This is a genomic window from Bradyrhizobium yuanmingense, assembly GCF_025200905.1.
Taxonomy (GTDB): Bacteria; Pseudomonadota; Alphaproteobacteria; order Rhizobiales; family Xanthobacteraceae; genus Bradyrhizobium; species Bradyrhizobium yuanmingense.
In genome coordinates this window covers 4841041-4866266 of sequence record NZ_CP104173.1, presented here as the reverse complement: position 1 = coordinate 4866266, position 25226 = coordinate 4841041, and the positions used below count along the sequence as shown (strand labels likewise).

Genomic DNA, 25226 nt, shown 5'->3' with positions numbered 1-25226 from the left:
ACCATGCGCGGTAAGATCATCCTAACTCTCGCTTGCGCGATCGCTAGCGTCGCGCTCGGCGCTGCCGCGGCGTTCGAGACGCGTGCCAGCCGGCTCCAGGCGATCAAGACCGTCGGCATCATCTCGGCGATCGGCGAGGAGATCAGCCTGACGCGAGCCGGCCTGACCGGGCTCGACAACGCCGCGCAGACCGCCTCGATCGGCGCATGGGGGCTGGACGAGCTGATCGTCCAGCAGGCGACGAAGCTGCTGAGCGGACGGTTTCATGTGCAGCCGGTGAGCTACCGGCGCGCGGCCTTCGCCGCAATCAGGGATTCGGCGGTCGCGCCGGTCAATCTGCTGCGGAGCGACCCGTTCAAGGAGCTGGTTCGCAGCGATGTCACGCCGCAGGGACTGGACGCATATATCGTCATCACCCGGGCGAGATCGAAGCTTGGAAACGGCCGCAACGTCGAGGGCGTCGGGTTCGCCGAATATCGGACGCTGCTTGCGGATTACGGACTGATCCACGCCTTGTACGAGGTTCGCATCATCGAGGGCAAGTCGTTCGACGTGATCGAGAAGAGGGCGGCCGCGCCGCTCGACAACACTGGAACGGTACGGATCGCCGGCCCGAGCGGACCGATCGAAGCGACGTTCGAGGACGCGGGTTCGAGCGAACGGCTGCGTGCGGCGATCGCGAACCTCATCGTCCGAAGCCTGCCGCTCACGCTGGGCGACATGCACTTGATCGAGGGACAGTGACGGTTCTGTTTTGACGCGTTTTCTTGACGCGAACCGGGACCCACTTCGCTCGGAAACGCTTTAGGTCACCGGCGCGGGATTGAACAGCGTGAGGTCGTTGTGGATGCCCCAGCGGTCCGACCAGGGTTTGGTTCGGCCGCTGGCGACGTCGAGGATCAGGCGGAACAGGTCCCAGCCGGTCTCCTCGATGGTCTTCTCGCCGGTTGCGATCTTGCCGGCGTCGAAGTCGATCAGGTCTTTCCAGCGCCGCGCGAGCTCGCTGCGCGTCGCGACCTTGATCACCGGTGCTGCCGCAAGGCCATAGGGCGTGCCACGGCCGGTGGTGAAAACTTGCAACGTCATGCCCGAGGCGAGCTGCAGCGTGCCGCAGATGAAGTCGGAGGCCGGCGTCGCGGCGAACAGCATGCCCTTCTGCGTCGCCTTCTCGCCGGGCGAGAGCACGCCGGTGATCGCGCTCGAGCCGGACTTGACGATCGAGCCGAGCGATTTCTCCACGATGTTGGCAAGGCCGCCCTTCTTGTTGCCGGGCGTGGTGTTGGCGCTGCGGTCGGCGCCGCCGCGGGCGAGATAGGAATCGTACCAGGCCATCTCGCGCACCAGCGCGCGGCCGACGTCCTCGTTGATGGCGCGGCGGGTGAGCAGCTGGATCGCGTCGCGCACTTCAGTCACTTCCGAGAACATCACGGTCGCGCCGGCGCGCACCAGGAGGTCCGCGGCGAAGCCGACGGCGGGATTGGCAGTGACGCCAGAGAAGGCATCGCTGCCGCCGCATTGCAGCCCGATGACAAGATCAGATGCCGGGCAGGTCTCGCGCTTGCGCGTGTTGAGCACCTTCAGCCGCGCCTCGGCCTGGATCATGATCGCCTCAACGATGGCGCCGAAGCCGTCGAAAGCCTCGTCCTGCATTCGCACGATGGCGTCACCGACGCCTTCCGGCACCAGGCGTTCGGGCGCGAGCTTCTCGCAGCCGAGGCCGACAACGAGGATCTCGCCGCCGAAATTCGGGTTGAGCGCGAGGTTCTGCAGGGTGCGGATCGGCACCACCGCGTCGGGCGCGGTGATGGCGACGCCGCAGCCATAGGCGTGCGTCAGCGGCACGACGTCATCCACGTTCGGATATTTCGGCAGCAGCTCGGCGCGGATGCGCTTCACCGCATATTCCATCGTGCCCTTGACGCATTGCACGGAGGAGGAGATGCCGAGGATGTTCTTGGTGCCGACCGAACCATCCGGATTGCGGTAGCCCTCGAAGGTGAAGCCTTCGAGCGGCGGCAGCGGTGCGGGGACGGCGGTCGAGATTTCGAGCTTGTCGAGGGCAGGGGCCTCCGGCATGCGGATGCGCGCCTCGTCCACCCATTCGCCGGCCAGGATCGGCGACAGCGCGTAGCCGATGATCTCGCCATAGCGGACGATCGGTTCGCCTTCCGCGATGTCGACCAGCGCGGTCTTGTGTCCCTGCGGCACGAAGGCGCGCAACGTCAGGCCGCTGGCAAGGCGCGCGCCGGCGGGGAGCCCGAAATCATTGACCACGATCGCGACATTGTCGCGCTCGTTGAGCTTGATGTAGCGGGGCTGCTCTTTCGCTGCGACGTCCTGGTCCATCTGCGCTTGCCTCAGAAGTCGTAGGGTGGGCAAAGGCGCAACGCGCCGTGCCCACCGTCCTCACACCGAGCGTAAGCGGTGGGCACGCTTCGCTTTGCCCACCCTTACGATATCTCAGCCCGGATTGGTGTAAGCCGTCTTCACCGTGGTGTAGAACTCGCGCGCGTAGGAGCCCTGCTCACGGGCGCCGTAGCTCGAGCCCTTCCGGCCGCCGAACGGCACGTGATAGTCGACGCCGGCAGTCGGCAGATTGACCATAACCATGCCGGACTCGCTGTTGCGCTTATAGTGCGAGGCGTATTTCAGGCTGGTGGTGCAGATGCCGGAGGCGAGGCCGAACTCGGTATCGTTGGAGATGGCGAGCGCCTCTTCGTAATTCTTCGCACGAATGACGGCGGCGACCGGGCCAAAAATCTCCTCACGCGCGATGCGCATGTTGTTGTTGGCTTCGGTGAACAGCGCCGGCTGGAGATAGTGGCCGGGATTCTCGCGCTTTAGCAGCTCGCCGCCGAAGGCGAGCTTGGCGCCTTCGTCCTGGCCGATCTTGATGTAGCGGAGGTCCTGGTCGAGCTGGTTCTGGTCCACCACGGGGCCGATATGCACGCCGGCCTTGAGCGCATCGTCGACCGACAGGCTGTTCAGGCGCTCGGCCATGGCGGCGACGAAGCGGTCGTGGATGCCCTCGGTGACGATCAGGCGGGACGAGGCGGTGCAGCGCTGGCCGGTCGAGAAATAAGCGCCGTTGACGGCGACCTCGACGGCAGTCTTGAGGTCGGCGTCGTCGAGCACGACCAGTGGATTCTTGCCGCCCATCTCGAGCTGGAACTTCTTCATGGGGTTCGAGAGCACGCAGGCCTGCGCGATCTTGCGTCCCGTCTGCACCGAGCCGGTGAAGGAGATCGCGGCGACGTCCGGATGCTCGAGCAGGGTCTGGCCGACGACCGAGCCGGAGCCGACGACGAGGTTGAACACGCCGGCGGGAATCCCGGATCGGGTGATGATCTCGGCGAGCGCATGTCCAGACCCAGGCACCAGCTCGGCCGGCTTGAACACCACGGTGTTGCCGTAGCAGAGCGCCGGCGCGATCTTCCAGGCGGGGATTGCGATCGGGAAATTCCAGGGCGTGATCATGCCGACGACGCCGACCGGCTCACGGGTGAGCTCGACGTCGAGGCCGGGACGCACCGAGGCGCCCTTCTCGCCGATCAGGCGCAGCGCTTCGCCGGCGAAAAACGCGAAGATCTGGCCGGCGCGGGCGACCTCGCCGATGCCTTCGGGGAGGGTCTTGCCTTCCTCGCGCGCGAGTAGGCGGCCGAGCTCTTCCTTACGGGCGAGGATTTCAGTCGAGATCTTGTTGAGCGCGTCGTGGCGCGCCTGCGGGGTCGACTGCGCCCAGGCGGGGAAGGCGGCCTTCGCGGCGGCGATCGCCTTCTCGGTCTGCGCCTTGTCGGCCTTGGCGTATTCGCCGACGAGATCATTGGTGTTGGAGGGATTGATGTTCCTGGTGACGCCGGAGCCGTCGACCCATTCGCCGCCGATGAAGTTCTTCAGGATCGCTGTCATCTTTTTCCTCCAGGGGAACGTTTCTAACGCACGAGGCAGGGACGCTTGTCGTCAAACGTCCAGCCGGGGATCAAGTCCTGCATGGCCATAGCGTCATCCCGCCCCCCAAGTCCATGCTTCTTGTAGAGCTCGTGCGCGGCCTCGATGGCGGGGCGGTCGATCTCGATGCCGAGGCCCGGGCTATCAGGGACGGCGATCTTGCCACCCTTGATCTGGAGCGGCTCCTTCGTCAGCGCTTGACCGTCCTGCCAGATCCAGTGGGTGTCGATCGCGGTGACCTTGCCGGGGGCGGCGGCGCCGACATGGGTGAACAAGGCAAGCGAAATGTCGAAATGGTTGTTGGAGTGCGAGCCCCAGGTCAGGCCGTTGTCACGGCAGGTCTGGGCCACGCGCACCGAGCCTTGCATGGTCCAGAAATGGGGATCGGCCAAAGGGATGTCCACGGCCCCGAGCCGCAGCGCATGGGAGAGCTGCCGCCAGTCCGTGGCGATCATGTTGGTGGCGGTCGGCAGGCCGGTGGCGCGGCGGAACTCGGCCATGATCTCGCGGCCGGAGAAGCCGGCCTCGGCGCCGCAGGGGTCCTCGGCATAAGCGAGGATGCCATGCATGCCCTTGCAGAGGCTGATCGCCTCATCGAGCGACCAGGCGCCGTTGGGGTCCAGCGTGACGCGAGCGCTGGGGAAGCGTTTTGCGATTGCGGTAACCGCCTCGATCTCCTGCTCGCCGCGGAGCACGCCGCCCTTGAGCTTGAAGTCGGCGAAGCCGTAATGGTCGTGGGTCGCCTCCGCAAGCCGCACCACGGCCTCTGGCGTCATCGCCTCCTGGTGGCGGAGGTTGAACCAGTCGGGCTTGGCGGTCTCGCCAGTGACGTAGTCGAGCTTCGACTTACGGCGGTCGCCAACGAAGAAGAGATAGCCGAGCGTCTCGACGCTGGTGCGCTGCTGGCCTTCGCCAAGCAGTGCTGCGACGGGCAGTCCGAGATGCTGGCCGAGCAGGTCGAGCAGCGCGGATTCGATCGCGGTGACCGCATGGATCATTACGCGAAGATCAAAGGTCTGCTTGCCGCGTCCGCCGACGTCGCGGTCGACGAAGGCGGTACGGATATCGGCGAGGATGTTGTTCATCGCGCCGACCGTCTTTCCGATCACGAGGTCGCGCGCGTCCTGGAGCGTCTGCCAGATCTTCTGCCCGCCCGGCACCTCGCCGACGCCGGTGTGGCCGGCATTGTCGGTGAGGATGACGATGTTGCGGGTGAAGAACGGCGCATGCGCGCCGCTGAGGTTGAGGAGCATGCTGTCGCGGCCCGCGACCGGGATCACCTGCATCGCCGTGATAACAGGTGCGCCGGAAATCTCAGTCTGGGCCATCGCAGGCTCCTCCGTGTCGTCTTACTATTCTGCAGCCTGTTGTGACGATCGTGCGGCGGGCAGCTTCTGCACCAGTGCGGTCAGCTCCGCCATCTCCTGCTCGGTGAGATCAGTCAGCGGCGGACGGACCGGGCCGGAATCGCGGCCGATCACCTTCATGCCGGCCTTGATGATCGAGACCGCGTAACCCTTCTTGCGGTTGCGGATCGCGATCAGCGGCAGGATGAAATCCTTCAGGCCGGCCTGGATCGTGGCGTGGTCGCGCTTGCGCACCGCGGCGTAGAAGTTGGTGGCGAATTCCGGCACGAAGTTGAACACGGCCGAGGAATAGGTCGTCACGCCCATGTCGAGATAGGGCAGCGCGAAGGTCTCGGCGGTCGGCAGGCCGCCGACATAGGTGAGGCGGTCGCCGAGCTTGGTGTAGACGCGGGTCATCAGCTCGATGTCGCCGATGCCGTCCTTGTAGCCGACGAGGTTCGGGCAGCGCTCGGCAAGGCGCGCGAGCGTGTCGGGCTGCAGGATGGCGTTGTCACGGTTGTAGACGATGATGCCGATCTTCACGGCGGCGCAGACCGCCTCGACATGGGCGGCAAGGCCTTCCTGCTCGGAATGGGTGAGATAGGGCGGCAGCAGCAGGAGGCCGTCGGCGCCGGCCTTTTCCGCACCGATCGCGATCTCGCGGGCGATCGCGGTGCCGTAGCCGGTGCCGGCGAGCACGGGCACGCGGCCCTTGGTCTCGTCGACGGCGACCTTCACGACCTGCGGAACCTCTGATGGCGTCAGCGAGAAGAACTCGCCGGTGCCGCCGGCGGCAAACAGACCTGCGACGTCATAACCGCACAGCCAGTCCATGTTGGCGCGATAGGTCGCCTCGTCGAAGGAGTAGTCCGCCCTGAACGGCGTGACGGGGAAGGACAGGAGGCCCGATCCGATCTTCTGGGCCATTTCCTGCGGGGTCATCTTGCTCATGGGCGCTCCCTTCTCGTGTTGCGGAGGACGCAAGCAGAGGCCGCACGTCCATGCGCCGTGGTTTAGGAGACCGTTCGATGCGCGTCCAAGCCAAAGCCTATATCGACCGATGCGGATTGAGCATCAATCCTCCGCCAGCTCCGCGGAGGATAATTCGCCGGCGATCTTGACCAGCGCCGACAGCAGCGGGTTCTCGTCCTCGCGCCGCCACACCATGAACAGCTCGACCGGAACGCGCGTGCGCAGCTTCAGCGGACGCAGGCGGACGTCGGAGATCTTCAGGCTCGCCGCTGCCGCCGGTACGATGGCGAGGCCGAGTCCGGCGCGCACCATCGCGAGGATCGAGTGGATCTGGCTGAGATGCTGGACGTAGCGCGGCAGCACGTCGGCACGGGTGAACAGCGCCACCAGGAGGTCGTGGAAGTAGCGGCTCTCATAGGGCGAATACATCACGAACGGCTGGTCGTCGAAATCCTTGATGGTGATGCCGTCGGCATTCGCCAGCGGATGCTTCTTCGGGATCGCCGCGAGCAGCGGCTCGGCGACGACGCGGCGGCTTGCAAGCTCGGGCCGCGCGATCGGCGGCCGCAGCAGGCCGGCATCGATCTGGCCCGAGGTCAGCGCCTCGAACTGGTCGCCCGACACCATCTCCTTCAGCGAGAAGTCAACCTCCGGCAGCTTGGCGCGACAGGCGGCGATGAGTTCGGGCAGGAAGCCATAGGCCGCGGCCGCGGTGAAGCCGACCTTCAGCGAGCCGGTCTTGCCGAGCGCGATGCGGCGGGCCACCTGCGAAGCGCTTTCGGCAAGCTTGAGGATGCGCCGCGCCTCCGGCAGGAAGCTGCGCCCGGCCGGGGTGAGGCGCACCGAGCGGCTGGTGCGCTCCAAGAGCGGCGCGTCGATGATGTGCTCGAGCACCTGGATCTGCCGGGACAGCGGCGGCTGCGTCATGTTGAGCCGCACGGCGGCGCGGCCGAAGTGCAATTCCTCCGCCACCGTGACGAAACAGCGGAGCTGGTTGAGGTCGAACATCGATACATGCCTTAGATGAATAAGGCGTTTCCCCGGCACTTCTAGCATCGATCACCCCCAAAACAAAGACGGCGGCCTTGTGGGCCGCCGTTGAGTTGCCTGGTCAAGCTCCCATGGGAGCCCTCAGGAGGAACAGGCTGACGCGAGACAGCCTCACGTCCGCTGCGGACGCCACTGCGCTCATCACGCGCCACTCTTAGGCCTCGGCCGTTTGCCCGACACGAGTCCTAGAGGTGCGCGCGGCGAAGTGTCCAAGTTCAAGGCAGTATCGATCGATGCTGTTTTTGGATCGATGGAACGGCGAAGTGGGGGATGATCGGTGTTGGGAAACCCTATCAAACCACCGCTGTCATTCCCGCGAAGGCGGGGAATCCAGTACGCAGCGGCGTCTCGATTCAATCACTGCTGTCACGGAGTACTGGATCGCCCGGTCAAGCCTGGCGATGACGGTGAGTGTGTGGAGACAGCGCGCGCTATTGCTGCGCGCTGGGTAGCAACTGCGGCAGCAGTCCGCGCGTCACGTTCGGCGGCACGGCGTCGAGGCCGAGCACGGCGCTCGCCGCCGGCAGCGCCGCATCGGCCATCGCGGCATGGCCCTCGGCGCTCGGATGCACCGCGCCGCCATAGACGGCGGAGAGCACGCCCCAGGCCGCATCGTGGATGTCGGTCGGCTGGCTCGCCGCCGGCAGGCCTTGCGGATAGGTCATCGCGGCGAAATAGCTGTCATTGGCGTCGCGGATCCAGCGCGCGCGGGGCAGGTAGGCGCGGTACTCCGAGGCGCCGCGGCCGCACAGCATCGGCTGGCTCGCCGCGCTGACGATGTCGGGATCGAAGCTCTGGCCGTTCGCGGCAAAGCAGCTGCGGTCGAATTCGGGATCGTTGCCGGAACGGGCGCAGAAGCCGTGCTCGGCGAACGCGGCCTGGTGCGCATCGACGAAGGTCATGCGGTCGGCTTCGGGATCGCGGCACAGCGCACCGCGGGTGCAGGTGGCGAGCCCCTTCAGCTGCGGCAGGAATTCGCTGTCGACGAAGGCGGAGACGCGGGAAAGGCGCTGCGGATCGGCATTGAAGGATGGGTGGATGTCAAAGCCGGCCCGGCCGCCGCGGCAGGGCGCGCCGCCGTCGGCGAGCGCAGGATTGGCATAGGAGACATAGACCACGTGCGAGAGGTCGCCGCCGACCAGCGGCTTCAGCGCCTCGCGCAGCTTGACGAAATTCTGCGGCAGCTCGCGCTGGAGCGCATCGCGGGAATCGTCGACGCTCGCCAACACGCCGGAGCGGCGGAACAGCGCGCGCTCGGTCGCGGTTTCGACGATGACGTCGGCGACGAGACCGGAGAAATAGACGTCGTTGGCACCGACCGAGAGCAGCACGAGATCGAGCGTGCGATCGGGCTGGCGCTTCTTCGCCGCGGTGACGGCTTCCCGCAGCTCGGCGACCTGCGCGTTCACGCTGGTGTTGCAGACGCCGGTCTTGCCGGGCGGGCATTCGCGGGCGCGCTGCGAGCCGAGCAGCCCGTCGCCGATGCTCGCGCCGGTGCAGGCGAGCGGCAGGAAGGTCACGGCGATGTGGGTGTAGCGCACCGCGAGCGCCAGCGCGGTGCGCGCCTGATAGCTGTAGAGCGATCGATGGCACGGCGCATTGAACCAGAGCGCGCTGTAGCGCTGCCAGTTGGCGAGCGTATCCGGCGCCTCGCAGGCGCGGCCGCCCTTGAAGCCGTGGCGGCTCGGCCGGTAGTACTGCGCGCCGGCGGTGCCGAGATAGGAGCGGAAGCAGAATCCTTCGTCCGACAGCGCCAGCGGCCGGTCCGGATTGCCTTCGCCGGAGGCGATGCTGTCGCCGAGACCTGCGATGAAGATGTCGCGGACCTGAATCTCGGTCTGGACCCGCTGGGTCGGATCGGAGCCGGCCGAGACATCGACGGTCGCAACCGTCGGCTTGCCGTAGCGGACACGCAAATTGATCGGCTCGGCGCAGTCGAAGGTCGAGCTCTGCGGGCCATCGCCGTCATCGAACGACCAGGCGCAGGTGGCGCCGACCGGCACCGCGCCGGTCAGGCGCACCGTCACGGGATGGTCGATCGGCGTGATGTAGTTCTCTTTGACGTTGTCGCGGGTGCAGGGCTGGTTGACCCGGCCCTGCAGGTCGATGCAGAGCCGGTTGACCATGTTGCGGGCCCAGCCGCGGCCCTCGCTCTGGAGCTCGAGGGACTGTTCGGCGGCTAGAATGCTGCGGTTACGCGCGTTCTCGACATGGAGCAGGAAGTCGCGCTCCTCGCGGAAGAGCCGGAAGCGGTTACGCACCTCCCAGCTGATCTGCATGGTGCCGGCGTCCTGCGCGGCGGCGCGCTCGGGCAAAGCAAGGATGCCGGCAAGCAGCACGGCGCCGGCCGAGAGGGTGCGAAGGAATACGGAAATCATGGCCCGCGTCTTCAACGGCAAAGTTGAGGCGGAAATAAGAGAGGATTGCGCGCCTGCCCGCAACCTTTGCCTGATGATTCCGAGGGGCCTTGATTGCCGGCGGCGGCTTGATTGCCGGCGGCGCCTTGGGCGGCTCAGCGCTTGCCGGCCTGCCGCAGCAGCCGTTCGCGCTCCATCGGCGTCACCTCCCTGGGCAGGTTGGCCTGCGCGCAGGCTTCCGCCAGCCGCCGCCGCTCCTGCCACGGCGCGACCACATTCATCCAGAGCTCGCGCGTGCCCATGATGGAAATGGCAAGGCCGAACGGGATCACGAAATAGAGAATGCGGAACACCAGCAGCGTGGCCAGAAGCTCCTCGCGGCCGAACTGGGGCAGCGCCACCAGCATGGCGGCATCGAACACGCCGATCGAGCCCGGCGCGTGGCTGGCAAAGCCGATCAGGGTCGCCAGGATGAACACGACCGCGAGCGACATGAAGTCGATCGGCGGGTTGGCCGGCATCAAGAGGTACATTGCCGTGGCGCAGAAGCCGAGATCGACGACGCCAATCAGGATCTGCACCAAGGTCAGCGGCGCCGAGGGCAGCACCACCTTCCAGCCCTTCTGGCCGAGCTCGCGGCGCTTCTCGCCCATGCAGAGCCAGACCAGATACGCGCCGATCGATGCGAGGCCGCCGAGGGCGATCAACCGGTTGAGCGAGGAGGGCAGCTGATCCATCGAGGAGGCCGCATCCGGATGGATGGCCATGCCGATCGAGAGCACGAAGATGTTACCGAGCCAGAAGGTCAGGCCCGACAGGAAGCAGATCTTCGCGACGTCGATCGCGTTCAGTCCGTAGTCCGAATAGATCCGGAAACGGATCGCGCCGCCGGTGAAGACCGTGGCGCCGATGTTGTGCCCGATCGAATAGGACGTGAAGCTGGACAGCGCCGCGATGCGATAGGGCACGTGCTTCTTGCCGATCGTTCGCAGCGCAAAATAGTCGTAGAAGGTCAGCGTACAGAACGCGAAGAAGACGCAGATCGCCGCCAGCCCGATGTTGCCGCGGGGAATCTCCGTCAACGCGGTCAGGATGACCCCGGTATCGATGCCCTTGAGCGTCCGCACCAGCGTGGTGATCGCAAACGCGATGATGAAGATGCTCGCGGCGACGCCGAGCCGTCGCCAGCCGATCCATCTATTGAAGCCGCGTTTCAACGCGGGCAGCAGTCCGTGCATTCATCCTCCCGGCGGGGGGCAAGACCGACCGGGCCAGACATTGGCCGGTCGGGTGCGATCACGGCCAAAAGGCAGGCATCGATCGCTAGCATGATCCAGCTCATTTAAGGCAAAATCAGCGGCTTGTGCAGCCCTTGACAACAATAGGTTCTGCGTTCGGCGGGCAACTTTGTCATACGCGGTTCATATCGGCGGCGCGTTAAGCATATGAGTCGCGAAACCCGGCTCATCCCGCGCGCTCACCGTGCCGATACGATCTCAAATCCCGGCGCCGTCCGCATTGTTCCAGCGCAGAGGCGTATCGGCGTTTTTGGAACGTCGATGCCGCGTGGTCGTTAGGCTCCATCAGCAATCGAACATGGCGGAATACGCGGCTTTTTCGTGCAAGCCGGCGCCTCCGTGTTCCCAAGACCCGAGAGGATTAGAACGATGGGACTGTTCACAAAAGACATCAAGACCATGAACGACCTGTTCGTCCATCAGCTCCAGGACATCTATTACGCCGAGCAGCAGCTCACCAAGGCGCTGCCGAAGATGGCGACCAAGGCCACTGATCCGCAGCTGAAACAGGGCTTTTTGACGCACCTCGAGGAAACCAAGCAGCACGTTGCGCGGCTCGAGGAGGTCTTCAAGATGCACGGCGTCCCCGTGAAGGCGGTCGACTGCCCGGCCATCGACGGCATCATCGAGGAAGCCGACGAGACCGCCGGCGAAGTCGCCGACAAGGCGGTGCTCGACGCGGCCCTGATCAATGCGGCGCAGGCCGCGGAGCATTACGAGATCGTCCGCTACGGCAGCCTGATCGCCTGGGCCAAGCAGCTCGGCCGCAACGATTGTGCGGCGGTGCTCGCCAAGACGCTCGAGGAGGAGAAGGCGACCGACCAGAAGCTGACGACACTCGCCGAGAGCAAGGTGAATCTGCGCGCGGCGAGCTGAGTAGAGGAAACTACAAGCGCCGCGCGACGGTCCGCGCGGCGCTTTTGCTTGTTCGCTTCCCGCTGCCGTGGTGCTGCTTCGGTGCGCCGTCGCGAGGATCAGCAATGTGAGCGAACTCGCTCATCTTCCATTCACCACTTCCGGAGCAGGTTTGTAGCTGGTTACCGATCGTCCACCACTGTCGGCTCAAGTGCGGGTCGATAGGGGCCGGCAATGTATCAAGTTCTCTACTGTCTCACCGACGAGCATGACTGGCGACTGGTGGCCCTTGGGGGCGCGGTGTGCCTGCTCGCCAGCGCCGCGGCGATCAGCCTGTTTCAGCGCGCACGCGCGACGCACGGAGCCGGGCGTCTGGCCTGGATCGCCCTGGATGCGGCCGTGAGCGGATGCGGCATCTGGGCGACGCATTTCATCGCGATGCTCGCCTATGGCCCCGGGAGCGCCGGCGCCTACAACATCCCGGTGACAATTCTGTCGCTGATGCTTGCGATCTCCTTGACCTTCGTGGGCCTGAGCATCGCCGTGGCGTCCTCGCGCCCGGTGTGGATCGTCGTCGGCGGCGCCATCGTCGGCCTGGGTGTCGCGGCGATGCATTACACCGGCATGGCGGCGCTGGAGATGCCGGCACGGCTGGATTGGATCGGGAGCACGGTTGCCGCCTCGGTGCTGTTCGGCGTCGTCTTCGCAGCGCTCGCGCTGTTCGTGGCCGCGCGAGGTGACGGCATTCGGCATGCGCTGAGCGCGACTGCTCTGTTGACGCTCGCGATCGTTGCCCATCATTTCACCGCGATGGGCGCGGTGCTGCTGACGCCGGACCCGACGATCGCGATCAGCGGGCTCTCGGTCCCGCCGGCCTCGCTGTCGTTCCTGACTGCCGGCGCCGCCGTCGCGATCATCGCGATTGCGCTCGTGGCCGCGCTGCTCGACCGCCGCGCCAAGGGCGAACTGGGCCGCCAGCAGATCGTGCTCGACAGCGCGCTGGAGAACATGTCGCAGGGGCTGTGCATGTTCGACGCGGAAGGCAAGATCATCCTGTTCAACGAGCGCTATGCCGCGATGCTCCGTCGAACCGACGTGCCGCTCGCCGGCCGCTTGCTGGTCGACGTGCTCAGGGAAGAGCAGGCGAAGGGCCAATGGCAGGGCGACGCCGATGAATTCTTCGCCCGCCTCGTCGCCGACGCGCGCGAGGGCCGCACCACGACCGACGTCGTCAACCGGTTCGGCCGCTCCATCCGGGTCGTCAACCAGCCGATGCAGGGCGGCGGCTGGGTCGCGACCTTCGAGGACATCACCGAATGGCTGGAGGCGCAGGCCAAGATCTCGCACATGGCGCGACATGACGCGCTGACCAGCCTGCCGAACCGGGTGCTGTTCCACGAACAGCTCGAGCAGGGGCTGCGCCAGACCAAGTCGGGCGACCAGCTCGCGGTGCTTTGCCTCGATCTCGATCACTTCAAGGACATCAACGACTCGCTCGGCCATCCCATCGGCGATGCGCTGCTCAAGGAGGTCGGCCGCAGGCTCGAGGCCACCGTCGGCGAACAGGACACCGTGGCGCGGCTCGGCGGCGACGAGTTCGCGGTGGTCCAGATCGGACGCTCCGAGGAGATCGCCGCGCGATCGCTTGCCGGACGCCTCGTCGAGGTGATCTCGGCGCCTTACCAGATCGACGACCATCAGATCGTGATCGGCGTCTCGATCGGCATCTCGCTGTCGCCGCAGGACGGCAGCAATCCGGACGAGCTGCTCAAGAACGCGGATCTTGCGCTCTATCGCGCCAAGGCGGATGGCCGCGGCACCTACCGCTTCTTCGAGACCGGCATGGATGCGCGTGCGCAGGCGCGGCGCCTCCTGGAAATGGATCTGCGCGCGGCGCTGCAACGCGACGAGTTTGAGGTCTATTACCAGCCGATCCGCGAGGTCGCCAGCGGTCGCGTCGTCGCCTTCGAGGCGCTGCTGCGCTGGAACCATCCGCAACGCGGGCTGATCGCGCCGATCAGCTTCATCCCGCTGGCCGAGGAGACCGGGCTCATCGTTCAGCTCGGCGAGTTCGTGCTGCGCTCCGCCTGTGCCGACGCGGCCACCTGGCCCGACGATGTCGATGTCGCCGTCAATTTGTCGCCTGTGCAGTTCAAGAGCCCGAACCTGATCGCGGGTGTGACCGAGGCGTTGTCCGCCTCGGGACTTGGTGCGCGCCGCCTCGAGCTCGAGATCACCGAATCCGTTCTGCTCCAGAACAGCGAGGCGACGCTGACGACCTTGCACGAGCTGCGCGCCATGGGCGTGCGGATCTCGCTCGATGATTTCGGCACCGGCTATTCGTCGCTGAGCTATCTGCGCAGCTTCCCGTTCGACAAAATCAAGATCGACCGTTCCTTCGTGTCGGAGCTGGCGACGCGCGAGGATTCCATGGCGATCATTCGCGCCGTGACCGGCCTCGGCCGCAGCCTCGGCATCGTCACCACGGCAGAGGGCGTCGAGAACGACGCGCAGCTCGAGCTGCTCCGGCGCGAGGGCTGCACCCAGGCGCAAGGCTATCTGTTCAGCAAGCCGCGGCCCGCCTCGGATGTCGCGATCATGTTGGAACGGCCGCGGCTGCGCGCGTCGGCTTGAGAGGTCAGCTTCGGCGCAGCGCGAAATGCGCGCCGCAGAACGCCATCACGGCGCCGAGACACAGGGCGGCAAGCCCGGCGAGCACGCCCGAGACGGTCGGGATCGGGCTCGGCGCCGACGCCGCCTGGCCCGCTCCCGCAAGCAGCAGCACGCCGACCGCGATCAGGAATTGCCGCATCCGCTGCGGGATCTGTCCGGAGACGGCGCTCTGCATCAGGCTCGCCGTGAAATAGCCGCCGGAGAAGCCGACGGTGGCGATCAGCCACCAGGCGATGGCGGCGCCCGCCGGAATGAACTCATGCGTGTCGGAGCGCCAGAGGCGGCCGAGATCGAGACCGTAGCGCGCGCCCAGCATGTGCACCGCGAGCGCCAGTAACACACCGGAGATCATCGCGGCGCCGAGAATCAGGCGGCGCGGAAAAAAGGTCGTCTCAGCCATGCCTCGCTTGTAGGATGGCCGGGGGCGATCGCGCAAGCCGATCGCCCCAAGCGATCGCCCATGGGTTCGTTGACGACATGCCGGGAGCGGAAGCGGGTTCGACCACGAGCTATGCCTACAAGGCCTCGCTGATCGGCTCGGCGCATCGGTTCGAGCTGACGGAGCAGGGGCTGTCCTGGCACATCGCCGGCCGCTCCGGCCTGTGGCGCTATGACGAGATTTCGGCGATCCGGCTGTCGTTCCGTCCGGTGTCGATGCAGCAGCACCGCTTCCGCGCCGATATCAGCCGCACCGGCGGCGGTCGCATCGCGATCCTGTCGACGAGCTGGCAGACCGCGGCGCTGATGGCGCCGCAGGACAACGGCTTTCGCGATTTCCTGATCGAGCTGCATGCGCGGATGGCCAAAGCCGGCAGCCGCGCCGAATTGACCGCGGGCCTCGGCCGCAAGATCTACGCGGCGGTGCTGGCGTTCCTGGCCGTGCTCGCCGTGGCAATGGCGGGGCTGTTGATCCGCGCGCTTCTGACCGGCGAGCTCGCCGGCGTGCTGTTCATCCTCGGCTTCACCGCGCTGTTCGCCTGGCAGGTCGGCGGCTTCGTGCGGCGCAACCGGCCGCAGAGCTACAGTTTCGATCGCGTGCCGAAGGCCCTGCTGCCCTAAAGCGTTTGCGAGCGAAGTGGGGTCCGGTTCGCGTGAAGAAAACGCGTCAGATGAGAGCCCTACTCCGTCGAATCGAAATCGTCCTCCTTGGTACCGAGCAGCGAGACGATGGTGCGCAGGCCGGAATCGAGCTGCTCGGGCGAGGGCGGGGCGAGCGCGAGCCGCACCGCGTTCGGCGCATGACCGTGCGCGATCGCGAAGGTCGAGGACGGCGTCAGCGCGAGGCCGCGCCTTGCTGCTGCGGCGACGAAGGTCTGCGAGCGCCAGTGCGGCGGCAGCGTCAGCCAGAGATGATAGGAGCGCGGATCGGCGGCGAGCTGGTAGCCGGAGAGCAGCCGTGCGGCGGTCTGCTGTCGGCGCGCGGCATCGATGCGTTTCAGCCGGGTCAACTCGGCGACGGTGCCGTCGGCCATCAGCCGCTGCCCGGCCGCGAGCGCATGGCCGGAGGCGATCCAGCCGCCGGTGCGCACCGCGCTCATCACATTCTCGCGCAGATGCGGCGGCGCGACGAGGATGCCGAGCGCGAGCCCCGGTGCGACCTTCTTTGACAGGCTGTCGAGCACGATGCAGCGGTCGGGCCCGAGCGCCGCCAGTGGCGTGTCGTCGGCGAGGAAGCCGTAGACGGCGTCCTCGATGATGGTGAGATCGAGCTTCTCGGCGACGCGCATGATGTCGGCGCGCCGCGTCGCATTCATGGTGACGCCGAGCGGGTTCTGGATGATGGGCTGCAGATACAGCGCCGACAGATGCGCCTCGCGATGGGCCTTCTGGATGGCGTCGGGCCGCGCGCCGAACTCGTCCATGGGGATCGGGACCAGCGTCACACCGAGCCGCGCGGCGATGCTCTTGACGTAAGGGTAGGTCAGCGCCTCGACGCCGCAGCGGCCGCCGGTGGGCACCAGCGCGGCAAGCGCGGCCGCGAGCGATTGCTTGCCGTTGGCGGTGAAGAAGATCTGCTCGGGCTGCGGCGAAAAATCCTTGCGTGCGAGATAGGCAGCGGCGGCAACGCGGGCGCTCTTGGTGCCGGTGCTGGTCGAAACGCGCAGCGCGGATTCCAGCGCGTCGATGCGCTCGAGCCCCGCGAGGCTCTTGGCGATCATCGCCCATTGCTGCGGCAATAGCGGGTAATTGACCTCGAGATTGATGCGCGCGTCGGCCGGCTCGCGCATGGTCTCGACTTCACGCCTGACGTCGCCGGAGATGAACGTGCCGCGCCCGACCTCGCCGACCACGAGGCCGCGGCGGAGCAATTCCGTATAAACCCGGCTCGCGGTCGAGACCGCGATGCCGCGGTCATAGGCAAAATTGCGCTGCGGCGGCAGCCGGTCGCCGGGTCTTAACGTGCCGTTAGTGATATCGGCCGCAATGGCATCGGCGAGCTTCACGTATTCGAACTTGGACATATTGCACCGAGAGCAATGTTTTGCTTGCTCCGAGGAGTGTACTGGAGCATTTAAGTTCCATCAAGTTCCGCGATTGGGCCGAGGAGAGCGAGAGCAATCCGACGGCAAATGAGGTGCAGGCGCCAACAAGCGTCCGCGCCAACGGCACCTGCTTCGCCGCGCGGGACGATAGGCCGGAGAAGAAGAATGACCACGATCTCGCAAACTGCCGGGCGGACTTTACGCCCATCCTCATCGGGCGGATTTTTCAGTGCCCTAGCCCTGCGCCTCACCGCGCTGTTCGACCGCCTGGAGCGCCGCTCCGCCGTCAAGACCCTGAACGAGCTCGACGACCGCGCCCTGCGCGACATCGGCATCACACGCAGCCAGATCGAGGATGCCGTGTACGGGCAGTTCAAGACCGAGCTGTCGCGGTATCTGTGATACTCGCCTGTCCCGGACGCGCTGCAGCGGGAAACGCTGCTGCGCAGAGCCGGGACCCAGCGGATCGCACTCGCTGACGCATGGGCCCCGGCTCTGCAGCGCATCACTTCGTGCTGCGCAGCGTCCGGGGCACGGAAGCGCGAGTGTGGCACGCAGCTGCCTCTACGTCATTGCGAGCGCAGCGAAGCAATCCAGGCTGTTGCCGCGGAAAGACTCTGGATTGCTTCGCTTCGCTCGCAATGACGGAGTCTGCTGCCCTTCAATGCCTCACCACCAGCACCGAGCACTTGGCGTAGCGCACGACGTGGCCGGCGTTGGAGCCGAGGAAATAGGTGCGCATCGCCGGGCGATGCGAGGTCATCACGATCAAGTCGGCCTTTATGTGCGCGGCTTCCTCCAGGATCTCGTGATAGATGCCGCCCTGGCGCACCACGCTGGAGATGCGGGACGGCTCGATGCCGGATTCGCGCGCGACGATGGCAAGCGCCTCTTCCGAGGTCTGGCGCTGCTGCTCGTCGAAATCGGCCGGGACGTACTCGGCCAGCATCACCGGCGTCATCGGCAGCACGTTGAGCAGGCGCACGGTGCCGCTCCAGGTCTGCGACAAAGTCGCCGCGGTCGCGATCGCCGGCTTGGCGAGATCGGTGTCGGCGAGGTCGATGGGCACGAGGATGGACTTGAACATCTGCGCCTCCCTGTGAACCAGGCTGAACCAACCGGTCGAGACGGCGCCCGCGCGTCTAGCCCGATCGAAGCAGCTTGGGGCTGACGAACAGCACCAGCTTGCCGCGGCGGTAGGCCACGTCATCCCAATCCTTGACGTCAAAGTCGAAGATCGCAAGCCCCGCTGTGGGCAGGTTGTCGCCGAGGGTCTTGGCGCCATCGGGATCGCCGCCGCCGATCAGCATGAGCGCGACCTCGTGCATGCCGGGATTGTGGCCGATCAGCAGCAGCCGCTTCGGATCGGCCGGGGCGGTTGCGGTGCGAATGGTGTCCAGGATCTGCGCGGGATCGGCGCCATAGAGTTCCGGCAGGACCTCGACCTGCGGCGCCGGGACGCGGTCCTTCATCGCCTCCCAGGCGATGTCCCAGGTCTGACGGGCCCGCACGGCGTGGGAGACCAATACGGTATCGGGGAAGGGCGGATGGGCCGCGATCCAGTCTCCCATCCGCGCGGCATCCTTGTGGCCGCGGTCGTCGAGCCGGCGGTCCTGGTCACGGCCGCTCGGTGCGTCGGTCTCGGTCTTGGCGTGACGCAGCAGCATCAAACGGCGCATGGCATTCTCGAATCGTTCCACGTCCAGGATAATCTACAGGCGCCGGTTGAGGACAAGGTGACAAGGGCCCGCACAGTCCTCTAAGAAAACTGCATGAGCGAGACTTTCACAAGCGTGTCCCAGGAAGAAGCCGGCTTTCGCGACCGCGTGCGGCTGTCGTTCGATCTCGATGCCGACATTTGTGTGATCGGGGCGGGCCTGGCCGGGCTTACCGTGGCGCTGGAGGCGGCCCGGCTCGGGGCCAGCGTCGCGGTGCTCGAGGGCCGGCATATCGGCTGGAACGCCTCCGGCAACCAGCTCGGCACCGTGATGCCGGGCTTTGCGCTGCCGCTCACGGACCTGATCGAGCGCATCGGCTTGGAGGACGCCCGCGAATTGTGGACCCTGTCGAAGCAGGGCGCCGAGTTCGTCCGGGCCAACGCCAGCGAAGAGAGCATGCCGGGGATCGGCGTCAGCGACGGCGTGCTGGAGGTCTCCAACGTCGATGCCGGCGACCGGCTGATCAGCCGGCTGCAGATGCTGAACGAGGATTTCGATACCGAGGTCGAAGGCTGGCAGGTCGACCGCGTGCGCGAGGCGCTCAAGTCCGATCATTACTTCCACGGCGTGTATTATCCGAAAGCGTTCCAGGTCGACGGCCGGAAATACGTGCACGGCCTTGCGGCGCTGGCACGGCGGGCAGGCGCCCGCATCTTCGAGGACACGCCGGTCGTCAGCATCGATCATTCCGGCATCCGCAAGCGCATCGTCACGCCCTCGGCGCGGCTGCGGGCGAGCCACATCGTGCTCGCCGGCAACATTCATCTCGGCGCCCCCTCCAAGCGCCTGTCGGAGACGTTGCTGCCGGTCTGGCGCTATGCCGGCGTGACCGCGCCGCTCGGCGAGCGCCTGCACGAGATCATCGCCTTCAAGGGATCGGTGATGGATTCCGACGGTGTCGATCATTTCCGGCTTGTCGACGGCGACCGGCTGATGTGGGAGAGCCCGGAGACCACCTGGGCCGCGCGTCCGCAGCGCTTCGCCGGCGCCATCAAGCGGCGGATCCGAACGATCTTTCCCGAGCTCGGCAATGTCGAGATCACCGACATCTTCGGCGGCGCCACCGGCCAGACCGTGCACGGCATGCCGCAGATCGGCCAGCTGCGCAAAGGCTTGTGGGTGGCGAGCGGGTTCGGCCGCCAGGGCATGAACACCTCCGCCATGGCCGGACAGATGATCGCGCGCAGCATTTTGCGGGGCGATGAGCGCTGGAAGCTGTTCTCGCCGTTCGAACTGGTCTGGGCGGGCGGCGCCACGGGGCGCGTCGCCGGCCAGCTGGTCGGGATCTGGGGCAGGGCGAGCTCCGCCGCCGCAGGTGCGCTCGCCCGCTATCGCGAGCGCGCGAGGGTCAAGGACAGGCAACGCGAGGCCCGCCTCGCCGAAGCCAACCGCGCCGCCGGCACCGGTCCGCGCCGAGCGCCGCCCGGCGTGCGACCCCGACCGGCGCCACCGCCGAAAGCCGCGGTCGGCGCTGCGGAACCGGTCGTGCACGAGGATCGCGTCTCGCAATAAGTTGAGCGAAATTCCGCTCCGACGTGTAACTTCGGCCGGCAGAAGCCCGTATCTCAGGGCGTGGACTTCCCGCGCACGGAGAATGACATGCTTGACCGCCGCATCCTGCTCACGACTGTCGCCGGCCTGTTCGGCCTTTCGGCCTTGCGCTGGCTGAGAGGAACACCTGCCGAGGCCGGCGAGAAGGCCGCGCAAAAGTTCGAGATCACGAAGACGGAAGCCGAATGGCGCGCCCAGCTCACGCCGCAGCAATATGAGATCCTGCGCAATCACGGCACCGAGCGGCCCGGCTCCAGCCCGCTGCTGAAGGAGAAGCGCAAGGGCATCTTCGCCTGCGCCGGCTGCGACCTGCCGCTGTTTACGTCGGAGACCAAGTTCGAGAGCGGCACGGGCTGGCCGAGCTTCTATGCGCCGATCGAAGGCAATGTCGGCAAGACCGAGGACCGCAGCTACGGCATGGTCCGCACCGAGGTGCATTGCCGGCGCTGCGGCGGCCATCTCGGCCATGTCTTCGACGACGGCCCGAAGCCAACCGGATTGCGCTATTGCATCGACGGTTTCGGCTTGGTCTTCCACCCCGCGGCGGCGTCGGCGACGTAGGTTTCGCGGGAGTCATTCCGGTCCTGCGGACGGCTCCGGAACGACAGGATGCCCCGGCAATTGTTGCCGGTCCCGGCAAATGTGCCCCGGTCGTCAGACCGGGGCTTTTTCATTAAGTCATTGATTTCCTGAAGATACTCGCATTGGCATAGGCCTTGCGACGTCTCTTTCCGATTGCGGCCATGGTCGACCGGCCGCCGAGATCGGATTTGGAGACAAAGTTATGGGTATCTTCGATGCAATGAACACCTCGGTGGGTGGCCTGCAGGCGCAGTCCTTCGCGCTGCAGAACATTTCCGGCAACATCGCGAACTCATCCACCACCGGTTACAAGGGCATCGGCACCAGCTTCGTCGACCTCATTCCGGACTCCTCGGTCCCGAGCAAGCAGGTGGCAGGCGGCGTGCAGGCCAACGCCAAGGCCACCATCACGACGCAGGGCACGATCTCGTCCTCCAGCGTCGCCACCAACATGGCGATCACCGGCGACGGCTTCTTCTCGATCCAGAAGGCGAGCGGCGTCGTCGACAACGTGCCTGTCTTCACCGGGGTGACCTACTACACGCGGCGCGGCGACTTCCAGCTCAATGCCAACGGCAACCTGGTCAACGGCGCCGGCTATTACCTGATGGGCGTCACCGTCGACCCGAAGACCGGCAACCCGACCGGCAGCGTGGCGAACGTGCTGCAATTCCAGAACAACTTCATTCCGGCGCAGGCGACGACCTCAATCCAGTACGCGGCGAACCTGCCGACCCAGCCGAACACAGTGGCGAAAACCACGGCCTCGACCGGCACATTGCTCGCGGCCGGCGGTCTCAACCCGTCCGATTTCGCCGCCAACCCGCTGCCGGTCGGCACCCCGCCGGCACCCTATGCCAATGCGACCGTGTCAGGCGCGGCCGCAACCGGCAACATCCGCTCGGCCTATTCGTCAACGACGGCCACCGGCACGGTTGCGCTTCAGAACAATTCCTCGGCGGTGGTTTCGACGACCACGTCGCTCGACAATACCGCCGGCACGCATCTCGCCTCCAGCATTCTGACCGCGCTAAGCGGCCAGACGCTCACAATCAACGGCAACACCATCACCTTCAACGGCGGCACCACGGTCTCGACCGTCGGCAACAACACCACGATCGGTCTCGGTGCGGGTACGACGGCGACTGTGGCCGACATCCTGAACGCGATCCAGACGGCCGGCGGCGCCGGCGTCACCGCTTCGCTCTCGGTCAGCGGCAATATCCAGATCGCGACCGGCACCGGCACCGACGTCGCGATCGGCAGCGGCACGGCCGCCACCGCGCTCGGCATCAGCAGTGTGACGCGCGGCGGCAACGTGCTGTCCTCGCCTGCAATCTCCGGCGCGACGGTGCTGAGCGGCTCGGCCACCGCCGGCGGTGCCCAGGTGCTCACGTCGGGCTTTTCCCCCGGCGACACCATCACCGTCAACGGCCAGACGCTGACCTTCATGGCCTCGGGCGCCTCGGGTGCGAACCAGATCAACGTCACCGACAACATCACGACCCTGCTCGGCAAGATCGACGCGCTCTCCGGCGCCTCGGGATCGTCGGTCAGCAGCGGCGGCGTGATCACGCTGAACACCGGCACCGTCTCCAACCTGACGGTCTCGAGCTCAAACAGCGCGGCCTTCTCCGCGCTCGGCTTCACCTCGACCATCACTAGGAATCGCGAGGGTGGCGGCACGGCCGGCACCGGCGGCGTGATCGGCAACGACATCGCCACCTTCACCAAGGAATCGATCAGCGGCGGCGCGGTGACCGCCTACAACGCCGCCGGTACGCCGGTGAACCTGCAACTGCGTTGGGCCAAGACCGACAGCGCCTCGCTGGGCGCGGGTCATTCCGACAGCTGGAACCTGTTCTACCAGACCGACCCGAACGCGACCGGCACGACGGTCGGCTGGGTCAACACCGGCCAGACCTTCACCTTTGCCGCCGACGGCTCGCTGACCTCGCCGAGCGGCTCGGGCATCACCATCAACAATGTCACCGTCAGCGGCCAGTCGCTCGGCTCCGTCGCCTTCAACATCTCCTCCGGAGGGCTGACGCAATATGCCAGCACCAGCGGCGCGGTGACGATCAACACCATCACCCAGAACGGCTACGCCGCCGGTCAGCTCCGATCGGTCGCCGTCAACAACAACGGCGTGGTGGTCGGCACCTTCTCCAACGGCCAGAACCTCAACCTCGCGCAGGTGCAGCTGTCGCATTTCAACGGCACCAATTATCTGAAGGCGATGGACGGCGGCGCCTATGCCGCGACCGAACAATCGGGTGACGCCATCGACGGCGCTTCGGGCACCATCAGCGGCTCGTCGCTGGAGGGATCCAACACCGACATCGCCGACGAATTCACCAAGCTGATCGTGACCCAGCAGGCCTATTCGGCCAACACCAAGGTGATCACGACGGCAAACTCGATGGTGCAGGATCTCCTCAACGTGTTGCGCTGATCGGCGCGTGACGTAACAAAGGCGGGCCAGTGATATGGGTTTGAGTTCAGCCCTCGCCAGCGCGATGAGCGGTCTGCGTGCCAACCAGGCCGCGCTCTCGATCGTCTCCTCGAACGTCGCCAATGCGCAGACGCCGGGTTACGTCGTCCAGACGCCGAACCAGATCGAGGTCACCACCGGCGAGTTCGGCGCGACGGCGATGACGACCGGCGTCAGCCGCCTGCTCGACACCTATGTGCAGAACCAGCTACGGACCGAGACCGGCGGCGGCGGCTACGCCGACCAGATGGCCAACATCCTGAAGCAGCTTCAGAATGTCTACGGCACGCCCGGCAATTCCGGCACGCTCGAAAGCGCGCTGAACAAGTTCACGACGGCGCTGCAGGCGCTGTCGACCAGCTCGGGTGCGTCGTCGGCGCAGACCGTCGCGCTCGGGGCGGCCCAGGCGCTCGCGACGCAGCTCAACGTCACCACCAAGGGCATCCAGTCGCTGCGCTCCAACGTCGAGCAGGATCTCAGCAATTCGGCGCAGGCCGCCAATGCGGCCATGAAGCAGATCGCCGACATCAACACCAGGCTCCAGGGCCTATCGGCCAACGATCCCTCGGCCGCAACGCTGATGGACCAGCGCGACCAAGCCATCAACACGCTGTCGAAATATGTCGACGTCCGCGTCACCACCGACAATTCGAACCAGGCCAACATCTACACCACGACCGGCATCCAGCTGGTCGGCGCCGGGCTCGCCTCGGAATTCTCCTTTGCCTCCGCCGGCGCGCTGTCGGCAACGTCGCTCTACAACATCGACCCTGCCAAGTCCGGCGTCGGCGCGTTCAACATCAAGCTCCCGAACGGCTCGCAAGTCGACGTCGTCGCCAACAACGTGGTGTCGTCCGGCCAGATCGCGGCCGACCTGAAGCTGCGCGACGACATTTTGGTGCAAGCGCAGAACCAGATCGACCAGCTCGCCGCCACGATGGCGAGCGCGCTGTCCGATAAGACCACGACGGGCAGCACGGTCACCGGCCCGCCGGCCGGCTTCGATCTCGAGCTCGCCGGTGCGCTGCCGGGCAACACGGTCAACATCACCTATACGGACACGGCGACCAACACGCAGCGCCAGATCACGCTCGTCAACGTGACCGACCCCGCTGCGCTGCCGCTCCAGAACGCGACCAACGCCAACCCGATGCGGATCGGCGTCGACTTCGCCGGCGGCATGGGCGCGATCGCCTCTGCGCTGAACACCGCGCTGTCGGGCACGCATCTGTCGTTCTCCGCCGCCCCGTCGCCGGCGACCGCCACGACGCTGCGGGTGACCGACGACAACACCGGGCTTGCCAAGGTCGGTTCGGCCTCGACCACCAAGACGATCTCGTCGCTGACCTCGGGCAATCCGCAGCTGCCGCTGTTCACCGACGGCGGGCAGGCGCTCTACACCGGCGCAATCACGGCGTCGGGCTCGCAGATGACCGGTCTTGCCGGGCGCATCGCCGTGAACACGCAGCTCGTGACCGATCCGACCCGGATGTCGGTCTACAATACCTCGCCGGTGACGCCCGCAGGCGACACCACGCGTTCGGACTATCTCTACTCGCAGCTCACCAGTGCAGTGTTTTCCTATTCGCCGCAGAGCGGCCTCGGCTCGGCGAGCCAGCCTTTCACCGGCAGCGTCTCGAACTTCCTCCAGCAGTTCTTGAGCGTGCAGGCCAACGCCGCGACCCAGGCGACCCAGCTCCAGCAAGGCCAGAGCGTCGTGGTCTCGACGCTCCAGGCCAAGTTCGACTCGACCTCCAAGGTCAACCTGGACTCGGAGATGTCGAACCTGATCCAGCTTCAGAATGCCTATGCCGCCAACGCCCATGTCATGTCGGTGGTGCAGACCATGATGAACACGTTGATCCAGGCTCAATTGTAAACAGTAACAGGGCTCCGAAA

General features: G+C 66.2%; 20 protein-coding genes. 9 read left to right on the top strand and 11 right to left on the bottom strand.

The features are described 5' to 3' along the window. The first annotated feature begins 3 nt into the window (after positions 1-3). Positions 4-744: a hypothetical protein gene (locus N2605_RS23035; RefSeq protein ID WP_225114191.1), complete on the top strand. Its 741-nt coding sequence runs from the start codon at positions 4-6 to the stop codon at positions 742-744. A 60-nt stretch (positions 745-804) separates the two neighbouring features. On the opposite strand, the gene garD is transcribed toward N2605_RS23035, so the two are convergent. The 7 genes from garD to N2605_RS23000 all read right to left on the bottom strand — a co-directional run bounded on the left by garD (position 805) and on the right by N2605_RS23000 (position 10911). Next, positions 805-2346, bottom strand: coding sequence for a galactarate dehydratase (gene garD, locus N2605_RS23030; protein ID WP_260343285.1), 1542 nt, complete (start codon positions 2344-2346; stop codon positions 805-807). Between the two features lie 114 nt (positions 2347-2460). After that, positions 2461-3909: an aldehyde dehydrogenase family protein gene (locus tag N2605_RS23025; RefSeq protein ID WP_260343284.1), complete on the bottom strand. Its 1449-nt coding sequence runs from the start codon at positions 3907-3909 to the stop codon at positions 2461-2463. A gap of 23 nt (positions 3910-3932) precedes the next feature. Further along, entirely contained in the window at positions 3933-5276 is a 1344-nt protein-coding gene (gene gudD / locus N2605_RS23020) for a glucarate dehydratase (RefSeq protein WP_260343283.1), read from the bottom strand. Positions 5277-5300: 24 nt separating this feature from the next. Next, the gene (gene kdgD / locus N2605_RS23015; protein ID WP_260343282.1) at positions 5301-6245 is read right to left on the bottom strand and encodes a 5-dehydro-4-deoxyglucarate dehydratase; all 945 of its coding nucleotides are present in this window, start codon (positions 6243-6245) and stop codon (positions 5301-5303) included. 123 nt (positions 6246-6368) lie between these two features. Next, entirely contained in the window at positions 6369-7274 is a 906-nt protein-coding gene (locus N2605_RS23010; RefSeq protein ID WP_109143167.1) for a LysR family transcriptional regulator, read from the bottom strand. Positions 7275-7747: 473 nt separating this feature from the next. Then, on the bottom strand, positions 7748-9694 hold the full coding sequence (locus N2605_RS23005; protein ID WP_225144341.1) for an SGNH/GDSL hydrolase family protein: 1947 nt from the start codon (positions 9692-9694) through the stop codon (positions 7748-7750). Between the two features lie 134 nt (positions 9695-9828). Then, positions 9829-10911 (bottom strand): lysylphosphatidylglycerol synthase transmembrane domain-containing protein, encoded by a 1083-nt coding sequence (locus N2605_RS23000; protein ID WP_057028777.1) that lies wholly within the window; start codon positions 10909-10911, stop codon positions 9829-9831. A gap of 429 nt (positions 10912-11340) precedes the next feature. Here N2605_RS23000 and N2605_RS22995 point away from each other — a divergent pair, with 429 nt between their 5' ends. Both N2605_RS22995 and N2605_RS22990 read left to right on the top strand, forming a co-directional pair. Further along, positions 11341-11847, top strand: coding sequence for a YciE/YciF ferroxidase family protein (locus N2605_RS22995; protein ID WP_036015620.1), 507 nt, complete (start codon positions 11341-11343; stop codon positions 11845-11847). A gap of 213 nt (positions 11848-12060) precedes the next feature. Further along, entirely contained in the window at positions 12061-14460 is a 2400-nt protein-coding gene (locus N2605_RS22990) for a bifunctional diguanylate cyclase/phosphodiesterase (RefSeq protein WP_260343281.1), read from the top strand. Between the two features lie 4 nt (positions 14461-14464). Here the strand turns inward: N2605_RS22990 and N2605_RS22985 are convergent, their stop codons facing one another. Further along, positions 14465-14899, bottom strand: coding sequence for a hypothetical protein (locus N2605_RS22985; protein WP_036015623.1), 435 nt, complete (start codon positions 14897-14899; stop codon positions 14465-14467). A gap of 77 nt (positions 14900-14976) precedes the next feature. Between N2605_RS22985 and N2605_RS22980 the strand changes: the two genes are divergently transcribed. After that, positions 14977-15558, top strand: coding sequence for a hypothetical protein (locus tag N2605_RS22980; RefSeq protein WP_260343280.1), 582 nt, complete (start codon positions 14977-14979; stop codon positions 15556-15558). Between the two features lie 59 nt (positions 15559-15617). Here N2605_RS22980 and N2605_RS22975 read toward each other — a convergent pair whose 3' ends face one another. After that, positions 15618-16961, bottom strand: a complete 1344-nt coding sequence (locus N2605_RS22975) for an aminotransferase-like domain-containing protein (protein ID WP_260343279.1) — start codon at positions 16959-16961, stop codon at positions 15618-15620. Positions 16962-17147: 186 nt separating this feature from the next. Here N2605_RS22975 and N2605_RS22970 point away from each other — a divergent pair, with 186 nt between their 5' ends. After that, positions 17148-17384: a DUF1127 domain-containing protein gene (locus tag N2605_RS22970; RefSeq protein WP_036015631.1), complete on the top strand. Its 237-nt coding sequence runs from the start codon at positions 17148-17150 to the stop codon at positions 17382-17384. Positions 17385-17643: 259 nt separating this feature from the next. Here the strand turns inward: N2605_RS22970 and N2605_RS22965 are convergent, their stop codons facing one another. Together N2605_RS22965 and N2605_RS22960 are read right to left on the bottom strand one after the other, a co-directional pair. Beyond that, positions 17644-18069 (bottom strand): universal stress protein, encoded by a 426-nt coding sequence (locus tag N2605_RS22965; RefSeq protein WP_036030185.1) that lies wholly within the window; start codon positions 18067-18069, stop codon positions 17644-17646. Between the two features lie 55 nt (positions 18070-18124). Beyond that, positions 18125-18661 carry a SixA phosphatase family protein gene (locus tag N2605_RS22960; protein WP_036015636.1) on the bottom strand — a complete coding sequence of 179 codons (537 nt, stop codon included), beginning with the start codon at positions 18659-18661 and terminating at the stop codon, positions 18125-18127. A gap of 93 nt (positions 18662-18754) precedes the next feature. On the opposite strand from N2605_RS22960, the gene N2605_RS22955 reads away from it, so the two are divergent. From N2605_RS22955 to flgK, 4 genes are all read left to right on the top strand, one after another. Continuing rightward, positions 18755-20212 carry an NAD(P)/FAD-dependent oxidoreductase gene (locus tag N2605_RS22955; RefSeq protein WP_036015639.1) on the top strand — a complete coding sequence of 486 codons (1458 nt, stop codon included), beginning with the start codon at positions 18755-18757 and terminating at the stop codon, positions 20210-20212. A gap of 87 nt (positions 20213-20299) precedes the next feature. Then, entirely contained in the window at positions 20300-20812 is a 513-nt protein-coding gene (gene msrB, locus N2605_RS22950) for a peptide-methionine (R)-S-oxide reductase MsrB (protein WP_036015643.1), read from the top strand. Positions 20813-21035: 223 nt separating this feature from the next. Further along, positions 21036-23288, top strand: coding sequence for a flagellar hook-basal body complex protein (locus tag N2605_RS22945; RefSeq protein ID WP_036015646.1), 2253 nt, complete (start codon positions 21036-21038; stop codon positions 23286-23288). 34 nt (positions 23289-23322) lie between these two features. After that, positions 23323-25206: a flagellar hook-associated protein FlgK gene (flgK, locus tag N2605_RS22940; protein WP_036015649.1), complete on the top strand. Its 1884-nt coding sequence runs from the start codon at positions 23323-23325 to the stop codon at positions 25204-25206. Positions 25207-25226: the final 20 nt, after the last annotated feature.

Bases quoted from the DNA above. Each gene is read 5' to 3' on its own strand.
- N2605_RS23035 (WP_225114191.1), top strand. From the start codon at position 4: ATGCGCGGTAAGATCATCCTAACTCTCGCTTGCGCGATCGCTAGCGTC.
- garD (WP_260343285.1), bottom strand. From the start codon at position 2,346: ATGGACCAGGACGTCGCAGCGAAAGAGCAGCCCCGCTACATCAAGCTC.
- N2605_RS23025 (WP_260343284.1), bottom strand. From the start codon at position 3,909: ATGACAGCGATCCTGAAGAACTTCATCGGCGGCGAATGGGTCGACGGC.
- gudD (WP_260343283.1), bottom strand. From the start codon at position 5,276: ATGGCCCAGACTGAGATTTCCGGCGCACCTGTTATCACGGCGATGCAG.
- kdgD (WP_260343282.1), bottom strand. From the start codon at position 6,245: ATGAGCAAGATGACCCCGCAGGAAATGGCCCAGAAGATCGGATCGGGC.
- N2605_RS23010 (WP_109143167.1), bottom strand. From the start codon at position 7,274: ATGTTCGACCTCAACCAGCTCCGCTGTTTCGTCACGGTGGCGGAGGAA.
- N2605_RS23005 (WP_225144341.1), bottom strand. From the start codon at position 9,694: ATGATTTCCGTATTCCTTCGCACCCTCTCGGCCGGCGCCGTGCTGCTT.
- N2605_RS23000 (WP_057028777.1), bottom strand. From the start codon at position 10,911: ATGCACGGACTGCTGCCCGCGTTGAAACGCGGCTTCAATAGATGGATC.
- N2605_RS22995 (WP_036015620.1), top strand. From the start codon at position 11,341: ATGGGACTGTTCACAAAAGACATCAAGACCATGAACGACCTGTTCGTC.
- N2605_RS22990 (WP_260343281.1), top strand. From the start codon at position 12,061: ATGTATCAAGTTCTCTACTGTCTCACCGACGAGCATGACTGGCGACTG.
- N2605_RS22985 (WP_036015623.1), bottom strand. From the start codon at position 14,899: ATGGCTGAGACGACCTTTTTTCCGCGCCGCCTGATTCTCGGCGCCGCG.
- N2605_RS22980 (WP_260343280.1), top strand. From the start codon at position 14,977: ATGCCGGGAGCGGAAGCGGGTTCGACCACGAGCTATGCCTACAAGGCC.
- N2605_RS22975 (WP_260343279.1), bottom strand. From the start codon at position 16,961: ATGTCCAAGTTCGAATACGTGAAGCTCGCCGATGCCATTGCGGCCGAT.
- N2605_RS22970 (WP_036015631.1), top strand. From the start codon at position 17,148: ATGACCACGATCTCGCAAACTGCCGGGCGGACTTTACGCCCATCCTCA.
- N2605_RS22965 (WP_036030185.1), bottom strand. From the start codon at position 18,069: ATGTTCAAGTCCATCCTCGTGCCCATCGACCTCGCCGACACCGATCTC.
- N2605_RS22960 (WP_036015636.1), bottom strand. From the start codon at position 18,661: ATGCGCCGTTTGATGCTGCTGCGTCACGCCAAGACCGAGACCGACGCA.
- N2605_RS22955 (WP_036015639.1), top strand. From the start codon at position 18,755: ATGAGCGAGACTTTCACAAGCGTGTCCCAGGAAGAAGCCGGCTTTCGC.
- msrB (WP_036015643.1), top strand. From the start codon at position 20,300: ATGCTTGACCGCCGCATCCTGCTCACGACTGTCGCCGGCCTGTTCGGC.
- N2605_RS22945 (WP_036015646.1), top strand. From the start codon at position 21,036: ATGGGTATCTTCGATGCAATGAACACCTCGGTGGGTGGCCTGCAGGCG.
- flgK (WP_036015649.1), top strand. From the start codon at position 23,323: ATGGGTTTGAGTTCAGCCCTCGCCAGCGCGATGAGCGGTCTGCGTGCC.